The 12,749-nt window shown below is 71.3% G+C and carries 11 protein-coding genes; 5 read left to right on the top strand and 6 right to left on the bottom strand.

All coding sequences use genetic code 11. The features are described from left to right. Positions 1–51 precede the first annotated feature (51 nt). From BJP65_RS14780 to BJP65_RS14805, 6 genes are all read right to left on the bottom strand, one after another. The gene (locus BJP65_RS14780) at positions 52–834 is read right to left on the bottom strand and encodes an ABC transporter permease (protein WP_070409631.1); all 783 of its coding nucleotides are present in this window, start codon (positions 832–834) and stop codon (positions 52–54) included. 109 nt (positions 835–943) lie between these two features. After that, the gene (locus BJP65_RS14785; RefSeq protein ID WP_070409632.1) at positions 944–1,750 is read right to left on the bottom strand and encodes an ABC transporter ATP-binding protein; all 807 of its coding nucleotides are present in this window, start codon (positions 1,748–1,750) and stop codon (positions 944–946) included. Beyond that, positions 1,747–2,721 carry an ABC transporter permease gene (locus BJP65_RS14790; protein WP_083285884.1) on the bottom strand — a complete coding sequence of 325 codons (975 nt, stop codon included), beginning with the start codon at positions 2,719–2,721 and terminating at the stop codon, positions 1,747–1,749. The genes BJP65_RS14785 and BJP65_RS14790 overlap by 4 nt, the downstream gene beginning before the upstream one ends. Then, on the bottom strand, positions 2,718–3,746 hold the full coding sequence (locus BJP65_RS14795; protein WP_055839749.1) for a TIGR03842 family LLM class F420-dependent oxidoreductase: 1,029 nt from the start codon (positions 3,744–3,746) through the stop codon (positions 2,718–2,720). Before BJP65_RS14795 ends, BJP65_RS14790 begins: the two co-directional genes overlap by 4 nt. Before the next feature lie 10 nt (positions 3,747–3,756). Further along, a complete protein-coding gene (hydA, locus tag BJP65_RS14800) occupies positions 3,757–5,193 on the bottom strand; it encodes a dihydropyrimidinase (protein WP_070409633.1) in 1,437 nt (478 codons plus the stop codon). Position 5,194: 1 nt separating this feature from the next. Further along, the gene (locus tag BJP65_RS14805; protein WP_055839742.1) at positions 5,195–6,043 is read right to left on the bottom strand and encodes a nitrilase-related carbon-nitrogen hydrolase; all 849 of its coding nucleotides are present in this window, start codon (positions 6,041–6,043) and stop codon (positions 5,195–5,197) included. 129 nt (positions 6,044–6,172) lie between these two features. On the opposite strand from BJP65_RS14805, the gene BJP65_RS14810 reads away from it, so the two are divergent. The 5 genes from BJP65_RS14810 to BJP65_RS14830 all read left to right on the top strand — a co-directional run bounded on the left by BJP65_RS14810 (position 6,173) and on the right by BJP65_RS14830 (position 12,538). Continuing rightward, complete coding sequence (locus BJP65_RS14810) at positions 6,173–7,564, top strand: PLP-dependent aminotransferase family protein (RefSeq protein ID WP_070409634.1); 1,392 nt, start codon at positions 6,173–6,175, stop codon at positions 7,562–7,564. A gap of 52 nt (positions 7,565–7,616) precedes the next feature. After that, complete coding sequence (locus BJP65_RS14815; protein ID WP_070409635.1) at positions 7,617–8,453, top strand: aldo/keto reductase; 837 nt, start codon at positions 7,617–7,619, stop codon at positions 8,451–8,453. A 10-nt stretch (positions 8,454–8,463) separates the two neighbouring features. Next, the gene (locus tag BJP65_RS14820; RefSeq protein ID WP_374754287.1) at positions 8,464–10,278 is read left to right on the top strand and encodes a thioredoxin domain-containing protein; all 1,815 of its coding nucleotides are present in this window, start codon (positions 8,464–8,466) and stop codon (positions 10,276–10,278) included. Between the two features lie 284 nt (positions 10,279–10,562). Next, the gene (locus tag BJP65_RS14825) at positions 10,563–11,573 is read left to right on the top strand and encodes a GDP-mannose 4,6-dehydratase (protein WP_070409637.1); all 1,011 of its coding nucleotides are present in this window, start codon (positions 10,563–10,565) and stop codon (positions 11,571–11,573) included. Continuing rightward, positions 11,570–12,538, top strand: coding sequence for an NAD-dependent epimerase/dehydratase family protein (locus BJP65_RS14830; RefSeq protein WP_070409638.1), 969 nt, complete (start codon positions 11,570–11,572; stop codon positions 12,536–12,538). The genes BJP65_RS14825 and BJP65_RS14830 overlap by 4 nt, the downstream gene beginning before the upstream one ends. Positions 12,539–12,749: the final 211 nt, after the last annotated feature.

Raw genomic sequence — 12,749 nt, forward strand, 5'->3', positions numbered from 1 at the left:
CGGGTGGAGCGTGTCGTGGTGGTGCAGGCTCTGTGAGGACCGGGATGCCGGTCAGCCGGGCGGGCGCAGCGCGCCGAGGCGTCGCGCGACGACGCGTTCGAGCAGCGCGGTCACGGCGAAGAAGATGAGACCGATCGCGATACCGCCGCCCACGAAGGCCCACGCCAGGGCCGCGCGGCCCGACTTGGCGTAGGTCGCGATGGCGGTGCCGATGCCGTCGGCGGGACCGCCGAAGTATTCGGCGACCAGGGCGGAGATGACGGCGAGCGATGCCGCGACCCGCACGCCCGTGAGCAGGTAGGGCAGTGCGGTGGGGAGGGTCAGACGCAGGAAGGTCTGTGCGCCGGTGGCGGCGGTCGCGCGGAACAGGTCGCGCTGCACGGGCCGGGTCTGGCGCAGGCCCCTCAGCGTGTTCACGAACACCGGCACGAACGCCGCGATCCCGGCCACGGCCTGCCGGCCGAACTGGCTGGAGGCCCCGAACATCGTGTTGAGGATGGGGGTGAGCGCGACGATCGGTACCACCGCGAGGGCCGCGACCAGCGGGGCGGTCATGCCGTCGACCGGTCGCCAGGTCGCGGCGAGGGCGGCGATCAGCACGGCGACGACGGTTCCGGCGAGGAGCCCCACGAGGGCATTGGTGCCGGTGATGCCGGCGGCCTCCCACACCAGGGGGAAGCGCGCGACGAGCTCGGTCGCGACGGCGAACGGGTCGGGCAGCATGCGCGGCGCGCTGCCCGAGGCGACGAACGCGTACCAGGCGAGCAACCCCGCGAGACCCACGACGACGGGGGCGGCCAGGCGCGCCCAGCCCGGCAGGGGAGTGGCGTTCATCGACCACCTCCGGCGGGAAGGGAGGCCACGGCGCGCCGGGTCACGGCATCCGATGCGCTGATCGAGACCCCGGATGCCACGCACGTCCGCGCCATGCTCCGCACCCCGCTCATCGCTCGTTCGCCCGGTGGACGGGGGTGCCGTGCAACGCTTCGCGCACGGCGGTGACGCGGGCGAAGAACTCCGGCGACTCGCGCAGGTCGTCGTCGCGCTCGCGGCCGGGGCGGGTGTCGATGACGTCGGTGATCCGTCCGGGTCGGGGGCTCATGACGACCACGCGGTCCGAGAGGAACACCGCCTCGGGGATGGAGTGCGTCACGAACACCACGGCGGCTCCGGTCTCGGCGGCGATGCGCGCGAGCTCGGACTGCAACCGCTCGCGGGTCATCTCGTCGAGTGCACCGAACGGCTCGTCCATCAGCAGCAGTCGGGGCTGGGCGGCGAGGGAGCGGGCGATCGCGACGCGCTGCTGCATCCCGCCCGAGAGCTGGTCGGGGTAGCGGCCGATGAAGTCGGTGAGTCCGACGAGTTCGGCGAGCTCCGCCACGCGGGCGTCGCGGCGGGCGCGGGGCCACTTGTGCAGGTCGAGGGGAAGAGCGATGTTCGCGGCCACCGTCAGCCACGGCAGCAGCGCCGCCTGCTGGAAGGCGATGCCGTAGTCCTGGTCGAGTCGCGCCTGGCGCGCCGACTTCCCGTACAGCGTCAGCTCGCCGCCGGTCGGACTGTCGAGATCGGCGATGAGTCGCAGCAGCGTCGACTTGCCGCAGCCGGAGGGTCCGATGAGCGAGACGAACTCACCGGCGGCGACGGTGAGGTCGACGCCGGTGAGCGCGGTCACCTCGCCCCCGGCGCTGGGGAACACCTTGCCGACGCCCGCGGCGCGGACGGCGAGGTCGGTGGCGGTCTGGGTGGTCATGCGGTGTCCTCCCCGCGACGGAAGCGGTGTAGTGCGACGCCGACGAGGGCGACGCCGCCGGCTGCGACGAGTCCCATCACGACGGTGCCGAAGGTGGGCGCCCAGGGGGCGGCCGGGTCGGACGAGGCCTGGCCGGCGAGCTGGATGAGCATGCGCCCGATGCCGCCCCGCAGACCGATCGAGACTTCGGCGACGACCGCGCCGACGACCGCCGACGCGGCGGCGAGGCGCAGCGCCGGCAGCAGGTGGGGAACGGCCGCGGGCAGCCGTAGGCGCACGAGCGTCTGCCACCACCCGGCGGAGCTCGCCCGCATGAGGTCGAGGTGCATCGCATCCGGGGCCGAGAGGCCTCGCAACATGCCGACGGCGACGGGGAAGAATGCCAGGTACGACGCGATCAGGGCCACCGAGAGCCACGGCGGCCAGGGAAAACCGGAGCGGTCGACCTGCGTGCCGATGGCGTTGACCACCGGAGCGAAGGCGATGAGCGGCACGATCTGGCTCACGACGATCCAGGGGAGCAGTCCCGCCTCGACGAGACGCCACCGCTGCATCGCCACGCCCAGGAGCGAGCCGACCACGACGCCGATCACCCAGCCGAGGGCGGCGAGGCCCAGCGTCATGCCGGCGGCTCCCGCGACCGACACGATCAGCGGCGGGGTGTCTCCTCCGCTCGTGGGCGCGAACATGCGCACCACCATGTCTCCCACGTGCGGCATGGCGCGATCGTGGCTGCGCGGCAGCAGGATGACGCCCGATCCGGCCGATCCGTCACTTCCGACGGTCACGCCGTCGGCGGGTCCGAGCAGCTTGTAGAGCTCCCACACCGCCACGACCGCGGCGATCCCGAGCACTCCCCAGCCGACGCGGATCGCCGTGGCGCGCCCGCGCGAGGAACGGCCGCCCCGCGGCATCCGCTCCTCGGGGACGACCGCGGTGGTCGTCCCCGGCGCGAGCACCTGGTCGGTCACCGCTTCGCCGTCACCGGGGGAGTGAGCGCCGGAATGACCGTCTCGCCGTAGACGCGCATCGTCTCCTCCTTGTTGTCGTGCTGGAGGTACCCGGCGAACTGCGTCACCCCGAGGGCGCGGAGCTTCTCGAGCTTGGCGATGTGCTCCTCGGCGGTGCCGAGCACGCAGAAGCGCTCCACGATCTCGTCGGGCACGAAGTCGACGTGGTCGTTGTTGCTCTTTCCGTGCGAGTTGTAGTCGTACCCGGTGCGCCCCGCGATGTAGTCGGTCAGCGCGGCGGGCACCGACGAGTCGCCGCCGTACTTCGCCACGATGTCGGCGACGTGGTTGCCGACCATGCCGCCGAACCAGCGGCACTGCTCGATCATGTGCGCGCGGGATTCGGGGGTGTCGTCTCCGATGTACATGGGGGCGGCGACGCAGAACGAGATCTCGTCGGGGTCGCGCCCGGCGTCTTCGGCCGCGCGGCGGACGGTGCGGATCATCCACTCGGCGATGTCGAGGTCGGCCAGCTGCAGGATGAAGCCGTCACCCACCTCGCCGGTCAGCTTCAACGCGAGCGGTCCGTAGGCGGCGACCCACACCTCGAGCTCCGACCCGCGGCTCCAGGGGAACTGCAGCGTCGCGCCGTTGTACTCCACGGCGCGGGAGTTGCCGAGTTCGCGGATGACGTGGATCGACTCCCGGAGGGCCTTCAGCGTGGTGGGCCGACCGTTGGTCACGCGCACGGCGGAGTCGCCGCGGCCGATGCCGCAGATCGTGCGGTTGCCGTACATCTCGTTGAGGGTCGCGAAGGTGGAGGCCGTGACCGTCCAGTCGCGGGTGGCGGGGTTGGTCACGAACGGGCCGACGGTGACCCGGCGGGTGGCGGCGAGGATGGCGGAGTGGATGACGTACGGCTCCTGCCACAGCAGGTGCGAGTCGAAGGTCCACACGTGGCTGAAGCCGTGCGCCTCGGCCAGCTGCGACAGCTGCACCGTGCGGGCCGCGGGGGGATTGGTCTGCAGGACGACACCGAAATCCATGGGGTTCCTCTCAGACCAGGTACTGGCTCAGGCCGCGCTTGACGAATCGCCCGTCGCCGGGGGATCCGAGGTACGCGCCGTCGTCGACGACGACCTTGCCGCGCGAGATGACGGTGTCGACGTGGCCGTCGATCTCGTAGCCCTCCCACGCGGAGTGGTCCATGTTCATGTGATGGGTCTTGCCGACGCCGATCGAGGTGTGACCGGCCGGGTCGTAGACGACGACGTCGGCGTCGGCACCGGGCGCGATGACGCCCTTCTTGCCGTACATGCCGAACATGCGCGCGGGAGTGGTGCTGGTCAGCTCCACCCAGCGCTCGAGGGTGATCTGTCCCGTGACGACGCCCTGGTACATGAGGTCCATCCGGTGCTCGACCGAGCCGATGCCGTTGGGGATCGCGCGGAAGTCGCCCTGGCCGAGCGTCTTCTGGTCCTTCATGCAGAAGGGGCAGTGGTCGGTGGAGACCATCTGGATGTCGTTCGTCCGCAGCGCCTGCCACATGTGGTGCTGGTGGCCCTCGTCCTTCGAACGCAGGGGGGTGGAGCACACCCACTTGGCGCCCTCGAAGTCGCCCCACTGCTCGCTGTTCGCGCCGAGCTGGTCTTCGAGCGACAGGTAGAGGTACTGGGGGCACGTCTCGCCGAAGACGTTCTGGCCGTTGTCGCGCGCCCAGGCGAGCTGCTCCACCGCCTGCTTGGCGCTGACGTGCACGACGTACAGCGGCGCGCCGGTGAGGTGCGACAGCATGATGGCGCGGTGGGTCGCCTCTTCCTCCATCTGCCAGGCGCGGGCGACGCCGTGGAAGTACGGCGAGGTCTTGCCCTTGGCGATGAGTTGCTCGGCGAGCACGTCGATGACGGGACCGTTCTCGGCGTGCATCATCGTGAGCAGTCCGGTGTCGGCGGCGACCTGCATCGCCCGCAGGATCTGGGCGTCGTCGGCGTAGAAGACGCCGGGGTAGGCCATGAACATCTTGAAGCTCGAGATGCCCTCGTCGATCAGGCCCGGCAGTGCGGCGAGAGAGTCGGCATCCACTCCGCCCACGATCTGATGGAAGCCGTAGTCGATCGCGCAGTTGCCGGCGGCGAGTTCGTGCCAGTGCGCCAGGCCGTCCTGCACGCGCTCGCCGGCGCGCTGCACGGCGAAGTCGACGATGGTCGTCGTGCCGCCCCACGCGGCGGCGCGGGTGCCGGTCTCGAACGTGTCGGAGGCGCTCGTACCGCCGAAGGGCAGCTGCATGTGGGTGTGCGCGTCGATCCCGCCGGGGATGACGTACTTGCCGGTGGCGTCGATGACGGCGTCGACGGATGCCGCGAGGTCGTGGCCGAGCAGGGTCGACCCGGGTGACAGCACGGCGGCGATCGTCTCGCCGTCCAGGAGCACGTCGGCGGCGGTGCGCCCGGTCGCCGAGACCACCGTGCCGCCCGTGATCAGGGTGGTGGCCATGTCAGGCCTCCACGATCTCGCCGTAGGTGTCGGGACGACGGTCGCGGTAGAACTGCCAGTCGTCGCGCATCTGCTGAACGAGGTCCATGTCGAGGTCGCGGATGAGCAGCTCTTCGTGCTCGGCCGAGCCGATCGCGCCGACGTGGTTGCCGCGGGGGTCGATCACCTGGCTGCTGCCGTAGAACGACACCGCCTCGTCGCCGTACTCGTTGTCTTCGCGTCCGACGCGGTTGGGCTGCAGCACGAAGTAACCGTTGGCGACCGCGGCGCACGGCCCCTCGACCTCCCACAGGCGGTTCGACAGCCCGGGCTTGGTGGCGTTGGGGTTGAACACCATGTGGGCGCCGTTCAGGCCCAGCTCTCGCCAGCCCTCGGGGAAGTGGCGGTCGTAGCAGATGTACATGCCGACCTTGCCCACGGCGGTCTCGAACACGGGGTAGCCGAGGTTGCCGGGGCGGAAGTAGAACTTCTCCCAGAACTTCTCGAGGTGGGGGATGTGGTTCTTGCGGTAGCTGCCGAGCACAGTGCCGTCGGCGTCGACGAGCACGGAGGTGTTGTAGTACACCCCGGTCTGCGCCTCTTCGTAGATGGGGAGCACGCTGACCAGTCCCAGCTCCTTGGCCAGGGCGGCGAAGCGCTGCACGATCGGCCCGTCGACGGGCTCGGCGTAGCGGTAGTACTTCTGGTCCTGCGTGATGCCGAAGTAGGGACCGTAGAAGAGTTCCTGGAAGCACACGATCTCGGCGCCGCGGGCTGCGGCGTCGCGGGCGAACTGCTCGTGCTTGTCGAGCATCGATTCCTTGTCACCGGTCCACGTGGTCTGCGTGATGGCCGCTCGCACCGTCGTCATGGGTCCTCCTCGGTCTCTGCCCCGCCGGGGAGTGCGAGTGGTCGCATTCGTGCGGGTCGTTCTGTTACTGTCGCGCCTGAACATTTCCCGACGATTTCGTCGGGTGACTTCGTCGTTAATTGGAGCCGCATGCTCTCGCCCCGCGCCCTCGAGTCCCGCTCCGCCGCGGGGCTCGCCGCCGAGATCGCCCGCCTCGTCACCGACGGCACGCTCGGGCCGGGGGAGCGCCTTCCCACCGTCCGGCAGATGGCGGCCGACCTGGGGCTGTCCACCGGAACGGTCGCCGCGGCCTGGCGCGCGCTCGCCCAGGCGGGAGTCGTCACCTCTCGCGGTCGCTCGGGCACCTTCGTGCGCTCCGAGCGTCGCGAGTGGCTGAGTCCACGGGTGCGCGGAATGTCCTCGAGCGAGCGGGCGATGCCACCGACACCCACCCCGAGCGGACTCGGCGGACGGGGCGCGCACGGCATCCGTCTCGATCTGTCGCTCGGCACGCCGGATCCGGCGATGCTCCCCTCGATCGAGCGGGCGCTCTCGCGCGCGCGACCTCGCGCCGACACCGGCCGCTATCACGACCTGCCCGTGCTCCCCGAACTGCACGACGTGCTCGCCGAGGACTGGCCCGTGCGCACGGTCGAGGCGTTGACCGTCGTCGACGGGGCGCTCGACGGCATCTCCCGCACGGTCGAGCAGGTGGTGCGCTTCGGCGACCGGGTCGCGGTGGAGTCACCCGGGTTCCCGTACATCTTCGACCTGGTCGATGCCACCGGCGGCGTCGTGATCCCGCTCGAGAGCGATGCCGACGGCATCCTCCCCGCCTCCCTGGCCCGCGTGCTCGCGCAGCGGCCCTCGACGCTGGTGCTGCAGACCCGGGCGCAGAACCCCACCGGGGTGTCGATGTCGGCGGAGCGGGCGCGACGCCTGGCAGACGTGCTGCTCACCGTTCCCGGAGGACGCGCGGTGACGGTCATCGAAGACGACCACTCCGCTCTCATCGCCACCGCCCCGGCGGTCACCCTCGCGCGGTGGATCCCCGCCCAGGTCGTGCACGTGCGCGGTTTCTCGAAGTCGCACGGCCCCGATCTGCGCATCGCCGCGCTGGGTGGACCCGCTCACATCGTCGAGCGGATCGTGCGCCGTCGCATGCTGGGACCCGGGTGGACGTCGCGGCTGCTGCAGTCGGTGCTGCTCGAACTGCTCATCGACCCGCGCTCCGTCGCGCCGGTCCGCACGGCCCGCCTCATCTACCGCGATCGGCTCGATCGTATGGCCGCGGCCCTGCGACGTCTCGGCATCGACGTGGGCGCACCCGACGGGATCAACCTGTGGCTGCCCGTCCGCGACGAGCGCGCCGCCCTCGTCTACCTCGCCGCAGAGGGCATCGCGGTCGCCGCGGGCGGGCCGTTCCTCGCCGACGCCTCGGCGCAGCAGCGGGTGCGGGTGACGGCGGGATCGGTCACCGAGAACGTGCGGCTCGTCGCCGACGCGCTCGCCCGGGCGGCCTCGGCTCCTCCGCTGTCGTAGGGGCCGTCAACCCCCGGATCCGATGTCGGAGGCGCCTCCTAGGGTGGATGCCATGACCGTTCCCTCTGTGCAGCTCAATGACGGAAACTCCATCCCCCAGCTCGGCTACGGCGTGTTCCTCGTCCCCGCCGACGACGCCGAACGCGCGGTGACCGAGGCCCTCGAGGTCGGCTACCGCCACATCGACACCGCCGCGATCTACAAGAACGAAGAGGGCGTCGGTGCGGCCATCGCGGCCAGCGGCATCCCCCGCGACGAGCTCTTCGTCACCACCAAGCTCTGGAACTCGCGCCACGACGGCGACGACCCGCACTCCGCGATCGACGAGAGCCTGCAGAAGCTGGGACTCGACGCGGTCGACCTGTACCTCGTGCACTGGCCGACCCCGCAGGCCGACAACTACCTCAACGCGTGGCAGAAGCTCATCGAGATCCGCGAGGCGGGCAAGACCCGCTCGATCGGCGTCTCGAACTTCCTGGTGCCGCACCTCGACCGCGTCGTCGCCGAGACCGGTGTCACCCCCGTGGTGAACCAGATCGAGCTGCACCCCGCCCTCAGCCAGCGCGAGATCGCCGCGTGGGGCGCCGAGCACGACATGCACATCGAGTCGTGGGGCCCCCTCGGCCAGGGCAAGTACGACCTGTTCGAGCTGCCCGCGGTCAAGAATGCCGCCGAAGCCCACGGAAAGTCGCCCGCCCAGGCGGTGCTGCGCTGGCACATCCAGCACGGCTTCATCGTGTTCCCCAAGTCGGTGCGCCGCGAGCGCCTCGAAGAGAACTTCGACCTGTTCGACTTCGAGCTCACCGCCGACGAGATGGCCGCGATCGACCAGGTCGACCCGGGCGACGGCTCGGGCCGCGTGGGCTCGCACCCCGACGAGGTGAACTGATCTGAACCGCCTGGCGAACGCCTCGAGCCCGTATCTGCGGGCCCATGCCGACAATCCCGTCTCGTGGTTCCCCTGGGGGCCCGAGGCGTTCGCCGAGGCTGCGCGCCGCGACGTGCCCGTGATGATCTCGATCGGGTACAGCACCTGTCACTGGTGCCACGTCATGGCGCGCGAGTCTTTTCAGGATGCCGAGACCGCTGCCGTCCTCGATGACGGCTTCGTGTCGATCAAGGTCGACCGCGAGGAGCATCCCGACGTCGACGCCGCCTACCTCGACGCCGCCTCTGCCTTCACTCCCCATCTGGGGTGGCCGTTGACGGTGTTCGCCTCTCCCGAGGGGCGCGTCTTCTACGCCGGCACGTACTTCCCTCCCGCTCCCCGCCCCCCGCAGCCGTCGTTCCGCCAGGTGCTCGCCGCGGTGCGCGAAGCGTGGACCCTGCGGCGAGACGAGGTGGATGCCACCGGCTCCTCGCTGCGCGACGCGCTCGCCGCCGCGGCGACCGATGCCGCAGACGCGCCGCCCACGCTCGACCAACTTGCGGCGGCAGCCCGCACCATCGCCGCGCGCGAGGATCGCGAGTACTCCGGCTTCGCAGCGGGCCCCGCGTTCGAGACACCGAAGTTCCCCAACACCCCGGTGCTGCGATTCCTGCAGCACCCCGCGCTCGTCGACGCCGCCCCCGAGGCCGCACCGGTGGCATCCCGTGCCCTGGCGGCGATGCGCGACTCCGAGCTGCACGACACCGTCGACGGCGGCTTCTTCCGCTACGCCACGCGCCGCGACTGGAGCGTGCCCCACTTCGAGCGCATGCTCACCGACAACGCGGGCCTCGTCGAGGTCGCGCTCGCCGCGCGAGACGAGGTCACCGCCACCGACGCCGCGCGCTTCCTGGTCGACGTGCTCCAGCTCCCCTCCGGAGGGATCGCCGCGGCCCAGGACTCCGAGTCGATCATCGACGGCGCGCGCAACGAGGGCGGCTACTACCGCGCGTCCGCCGAAGAGCGGGCGGGGCTGGCTCCGCCGGCGCTGGATGCCAAAGTCGTCACCGGCTGGAACGGCCACGCCATCGCCGCGCTCGCCGCCGCAGGCACCCGCACCGACCCCCGTTTCGTCGAGGCCGCCCGCTGGGCCGCCGACGCCGTGCTCGAGAACAACGTCGCCGACGACGGGACGCTCCGCCGCGCCTCGCTCGACGAGATCCGCTCCGCCGCGCCCGCGACGCTCGAGGACTACGGCGGCTTCGCCCGCGGTCTGCTCGCGCTCGCCCGCGCGACCGGCGAGGTGGCCTACGCCGAGCGGGCCCGGGCGTTGATCGATCTGTGCCTCGGCGACGACGGCATCGCTCCCCCCGGCGGCGGGGATCCCGTGCTGACCGCGCAGGGGATGCAGCCCCGCGGGGTGCCCAGCGACGGAGCCGCTCCCTCGGGCCCCTCCACGTTCGCCGCCGCCGCTCTCGACCTGTGGCGTCTGGGGGCGGGGGAGCGTTATCGCGAAGCCGCCGACACGCTGGTGCGCGTGTCCGCCGACGCGGCTCTCGCCGCACCGCTCGCGCACGGCGCGATCCTCGAGGTGGCCCTCGGACTCGCCGCCGCCCCGCGCCAGGTGGTCGTGGTCGGAGACTCGGATGCCGAGATCGCCGACGCCGCGCGCCGCGTCGCCGCCGACGTGGTGGTCGTCGCGTCGCCGGCACAGGCCCAGGCGTTCGCCGCGGCGGGCTTCGAGCTGTTCGTAGGCAAGAGTGCCCTGGCCGGCGAGGCGACGGCGTACGACTGCCGCGCGTTCACGTGCGCGTTGCCGACGACGGATCCGGCGCGACTGGTCTGAGGCGGGTCCGCCCTCTCCGCGCGTTTCCCCGCTGCGCGCGGCCGGTGCGTTCCGACCCCCGCGCGGTGGTCCGCGGACCGTCCGACGCCGGGTGAGAGCCCGGATGAACAGCGCCCGCGCGGTCCTTCGCCTCCGGGGGCGACTACCGCGGCAACGGGCGGGTATGACCTTCTTCACCCGGGGCGAGCGGCGCGGGCACGCCCGCGGAGGCCGGCGCGGTGGGCGCAGGATCTCGACGGTGCGCCCTGTCCGGCGCCCCCGATCCGGCAGAAGAGGACCCGCCCATGACCACGAACACGCCGCCCCGAGCTCTCATCACCGGAGTGACGGGTCAAGACGGGGGACACCTGACCGAGCTGCTCCTGCAGAAGGGGTACGACGTCTTCGGTCTCGTCCGTGGGCAGCGCAACCCGCGTCGCGACGCGTTCGCGCTCGAGTTCCCCGCCGTCACCCTTATCGAGGGCGACCTCACCGACCTCACGTCCCTCATCCGCGCCGTCGAGGTGAGCCAGCCCGACGAGCTGTACAACCTCGGTGCCGTGAGCCACGTCGGGTACTCCTTCCACAACCCGCTCCTCACCGCCGAGGTCACGGGCAAGGGGGTGCTCCACGTGCTTGAGGCGGTGCGCCTGGCCGGGCGTGCGGGGTCGACGCGCGTCTACCAGGCGTCCACGTCTGAGATGTTCGGCGGTCTCGACTACAACCGCCCCGCGACCGGATACACCGAGCAGTCGACCTTCCACCCCCGGAGCCCCTACGGCGTCGCCAAGCTGTTCGGCCACTGGGCGGCGACGAACTACCGCGAGAGCTACGGGATGTTCGTCTCGTGCGGCATCCTGTTCAACCACGAGGGCGAGCGACGGGGCGTCGAGTTCGTCACCCGCAAGATCACCGACGCCGTCGCGGGCATCGTGACCGGCCGCCAGTCCCACCTCGAACTCGGTGACCTCACGCCGCGGCGCGACTGGGGATACGCGGGCGACTTCGTCGAAGGCATGTGGCGCATGCTGCAGCACGACCAGCCCGATGACTTCGTGCTCGCCACGGGCGAGACCCACTCGATCGAGGACTTCCTCACGCTGGCGTTCGCCGCGGCGGGCATCGATGAGTGGCGCCCCTACGTCGTCCAGAACCCGGCGTTCTTCCGCCCCGCAGAGGTCGATGTGCTGCTCGGCGACCCGGCCAAGGCCGAGAGCGTGCTCAACTGGCGTCGCCGGGTGGACTTTCCCGAGATGACGCGGCGCATGGTCGCGCACGACCTGGCCCTCAGCGCCGCGCCGGTCGCCGCGGGATGAAACGCCTCGTCATCACGGGCGTCGGCGGTTTCGTCGGCGGTCACCTGGCGAGAGCGGCAGCCGAGGCCGGATGGTCGGTGTTCGGTATCGGCCGCACCGAGCGGGCGGCATCCGGGATCGAGCAGGCGCTCGACGGCTACGCGGGGGTCGACCTGCGGCACGAGTGGCCGGCGTCGGCGCCGGTGGGCGCCGCCGTCGTGCACCTGGCCGGCCTTGCCGCCGTCGGTGCGTCGTTCGACCGACCGCAGCAGTACATCGCCGACAACAGCGCGATGACGACCGTGCTCTGCGAGGCGGCGCTGCATTCCGGCGGCGGTGGGCGGATCGTGGCCGTCAGTTCCGGTGCGGTCTACGCGGCCTCCGCCGGCGAGTCGGTGCGCGACGAGTCCTCGCCGGTCGGATTCTCGTCGCCCTACGTCGTCAGCAAGATCCTCGTCGAGAACCAGATCGCGTTCTACCGCGCGCGTGGACTCGACGCGGTGGTGGCGCGACCGTTCAACCACTTCGGTCCCGGGCAGGGTCCCGGCTTCCTGGTGCCCGACCTGGCGCGCCAGGTCACGGCATCCGCCCCCGGTGAGCCGCTCACCGTCGGCAACCTCGACACCCGCCGCGACTACTCCGACGTCCGCGACGTCGCCCGCGCCTATCTCGCTCTCGCCGACGCGCCGGCCCTGACCCATTCGCTGTACAACGTCGCCTCGGGTGTGGCTCGTTCCGGCCGCGACGTCGTCGACGCGATCTGCGCCGCCATGGGGCGCGAGATCCCCCCGCTGCGCATCGATCCCGATCGCATCCGTCCCTCCGACCCGGCGTCGATCCGCGGTGACGCGTCTCGGTTGCGCGCCGAGACCGGGTGGCAACCGCTCCTCGCCTTCGAAACGAGCATCGCTGACGCCGTGGTGAGCCTCGATGCGGCGGGCGCTGCATGGCCGCCGTCCGACGCATCGGCGCTGCGGAGCGCTTGAGCCGGACTGCGTGTCGGCGAGAGCCGGACGCCGTGGGGCCGGCGGCCTCTCTTCGCGCGGCGGGCCGTGCCTGTTTCCGCCGCGGGCGAAGAGCGGGCGAGCGAAGAACGCCGATCTCCCGTCGCGCGGGTGAAGTGCGGTTGTTCAAGCCGCGGAATGACGCGGAAGAAGCGCGAACCTGGCAAAGCCTGATGCCTAACCTCGGCGCAAC

This window comes from Microbacterium sp. BH-3-3-3 (genome assembly GCF_001792815.1).
Taxonomy (GTDB): Bacteria; Actinomycetota; Actinomycetes; order Actinomycetales; family Microbacteriaceae; genus Microbacterium.

Excerpts from the sequence above, each read along its gene's own strand:
- BJP65_RS14780 (WP_070409631.1), bottom strand. The coding sequence starts at position 834 with ATGAACGCCACTCCCCTGCCGGGCTGGGCGCGCCTGGCCGCCCCCGTC.
- BJP65_RS14785 (WP_070409632.1), bottom strand. The coding sequence starts at position 1,750 with ATGACCACCCAGACCGCCACCGACCTCGCCGTCCGCGCCGCGGGCGTC.
- BJP65_RS14795 (WP_055839749.1), bottom strand. The coding sequence starts at position 3,746 with ATGGATTTCGGTGTCGTCCTGCAGACCAATCCCCCCGCGGCCCGCACG.
- hydA (WP_070409633.1), bottom strand. The coding sequence starts at position 5,193 with ATGGCCACCACCCTGATCACGGGCGGCACGGTGGTCTCGGCGACCGGG.
- BJP65_RS14805 (WP_055839742.1), bottom strand. The coding sequence starts at position 6,043 with ATGACGACGGTGCGAGCGGCCATCACGCAGACCACGTGGACCGGTGAC.
- BJP65_RS14810 (WP_070409634.1), top strand. The coding sequence starts at position 6,173 with ATGCTCTCGCCCCGCGCCCTCGAGTCCCGCTCCGCCGCGGGGCTCGCC.
- BJP65_RS14815 (WP_070409635.1), top strand. The coding sequence starts at position 7,617 with ATGACCGTTCCCTCTGTGCAGCTCAATGACGGAAACTCCATCCCCCAG.
- BJP65_RS14825 (WP_070409637.1), top strand. The coding sequence starts at position 10,563 with ATGACCACGAACACGCCGCCCCGAGCTCTCATCACCGGAGTGACGGGT.
- BJP65_RS14830 (WP_070409638.1), top strand. The coding sequence starts at position 11,570 with ATGAAACGCCTCGTCATCACGGGCGTCGGCGGTTTCGTCGGCGGTCAC.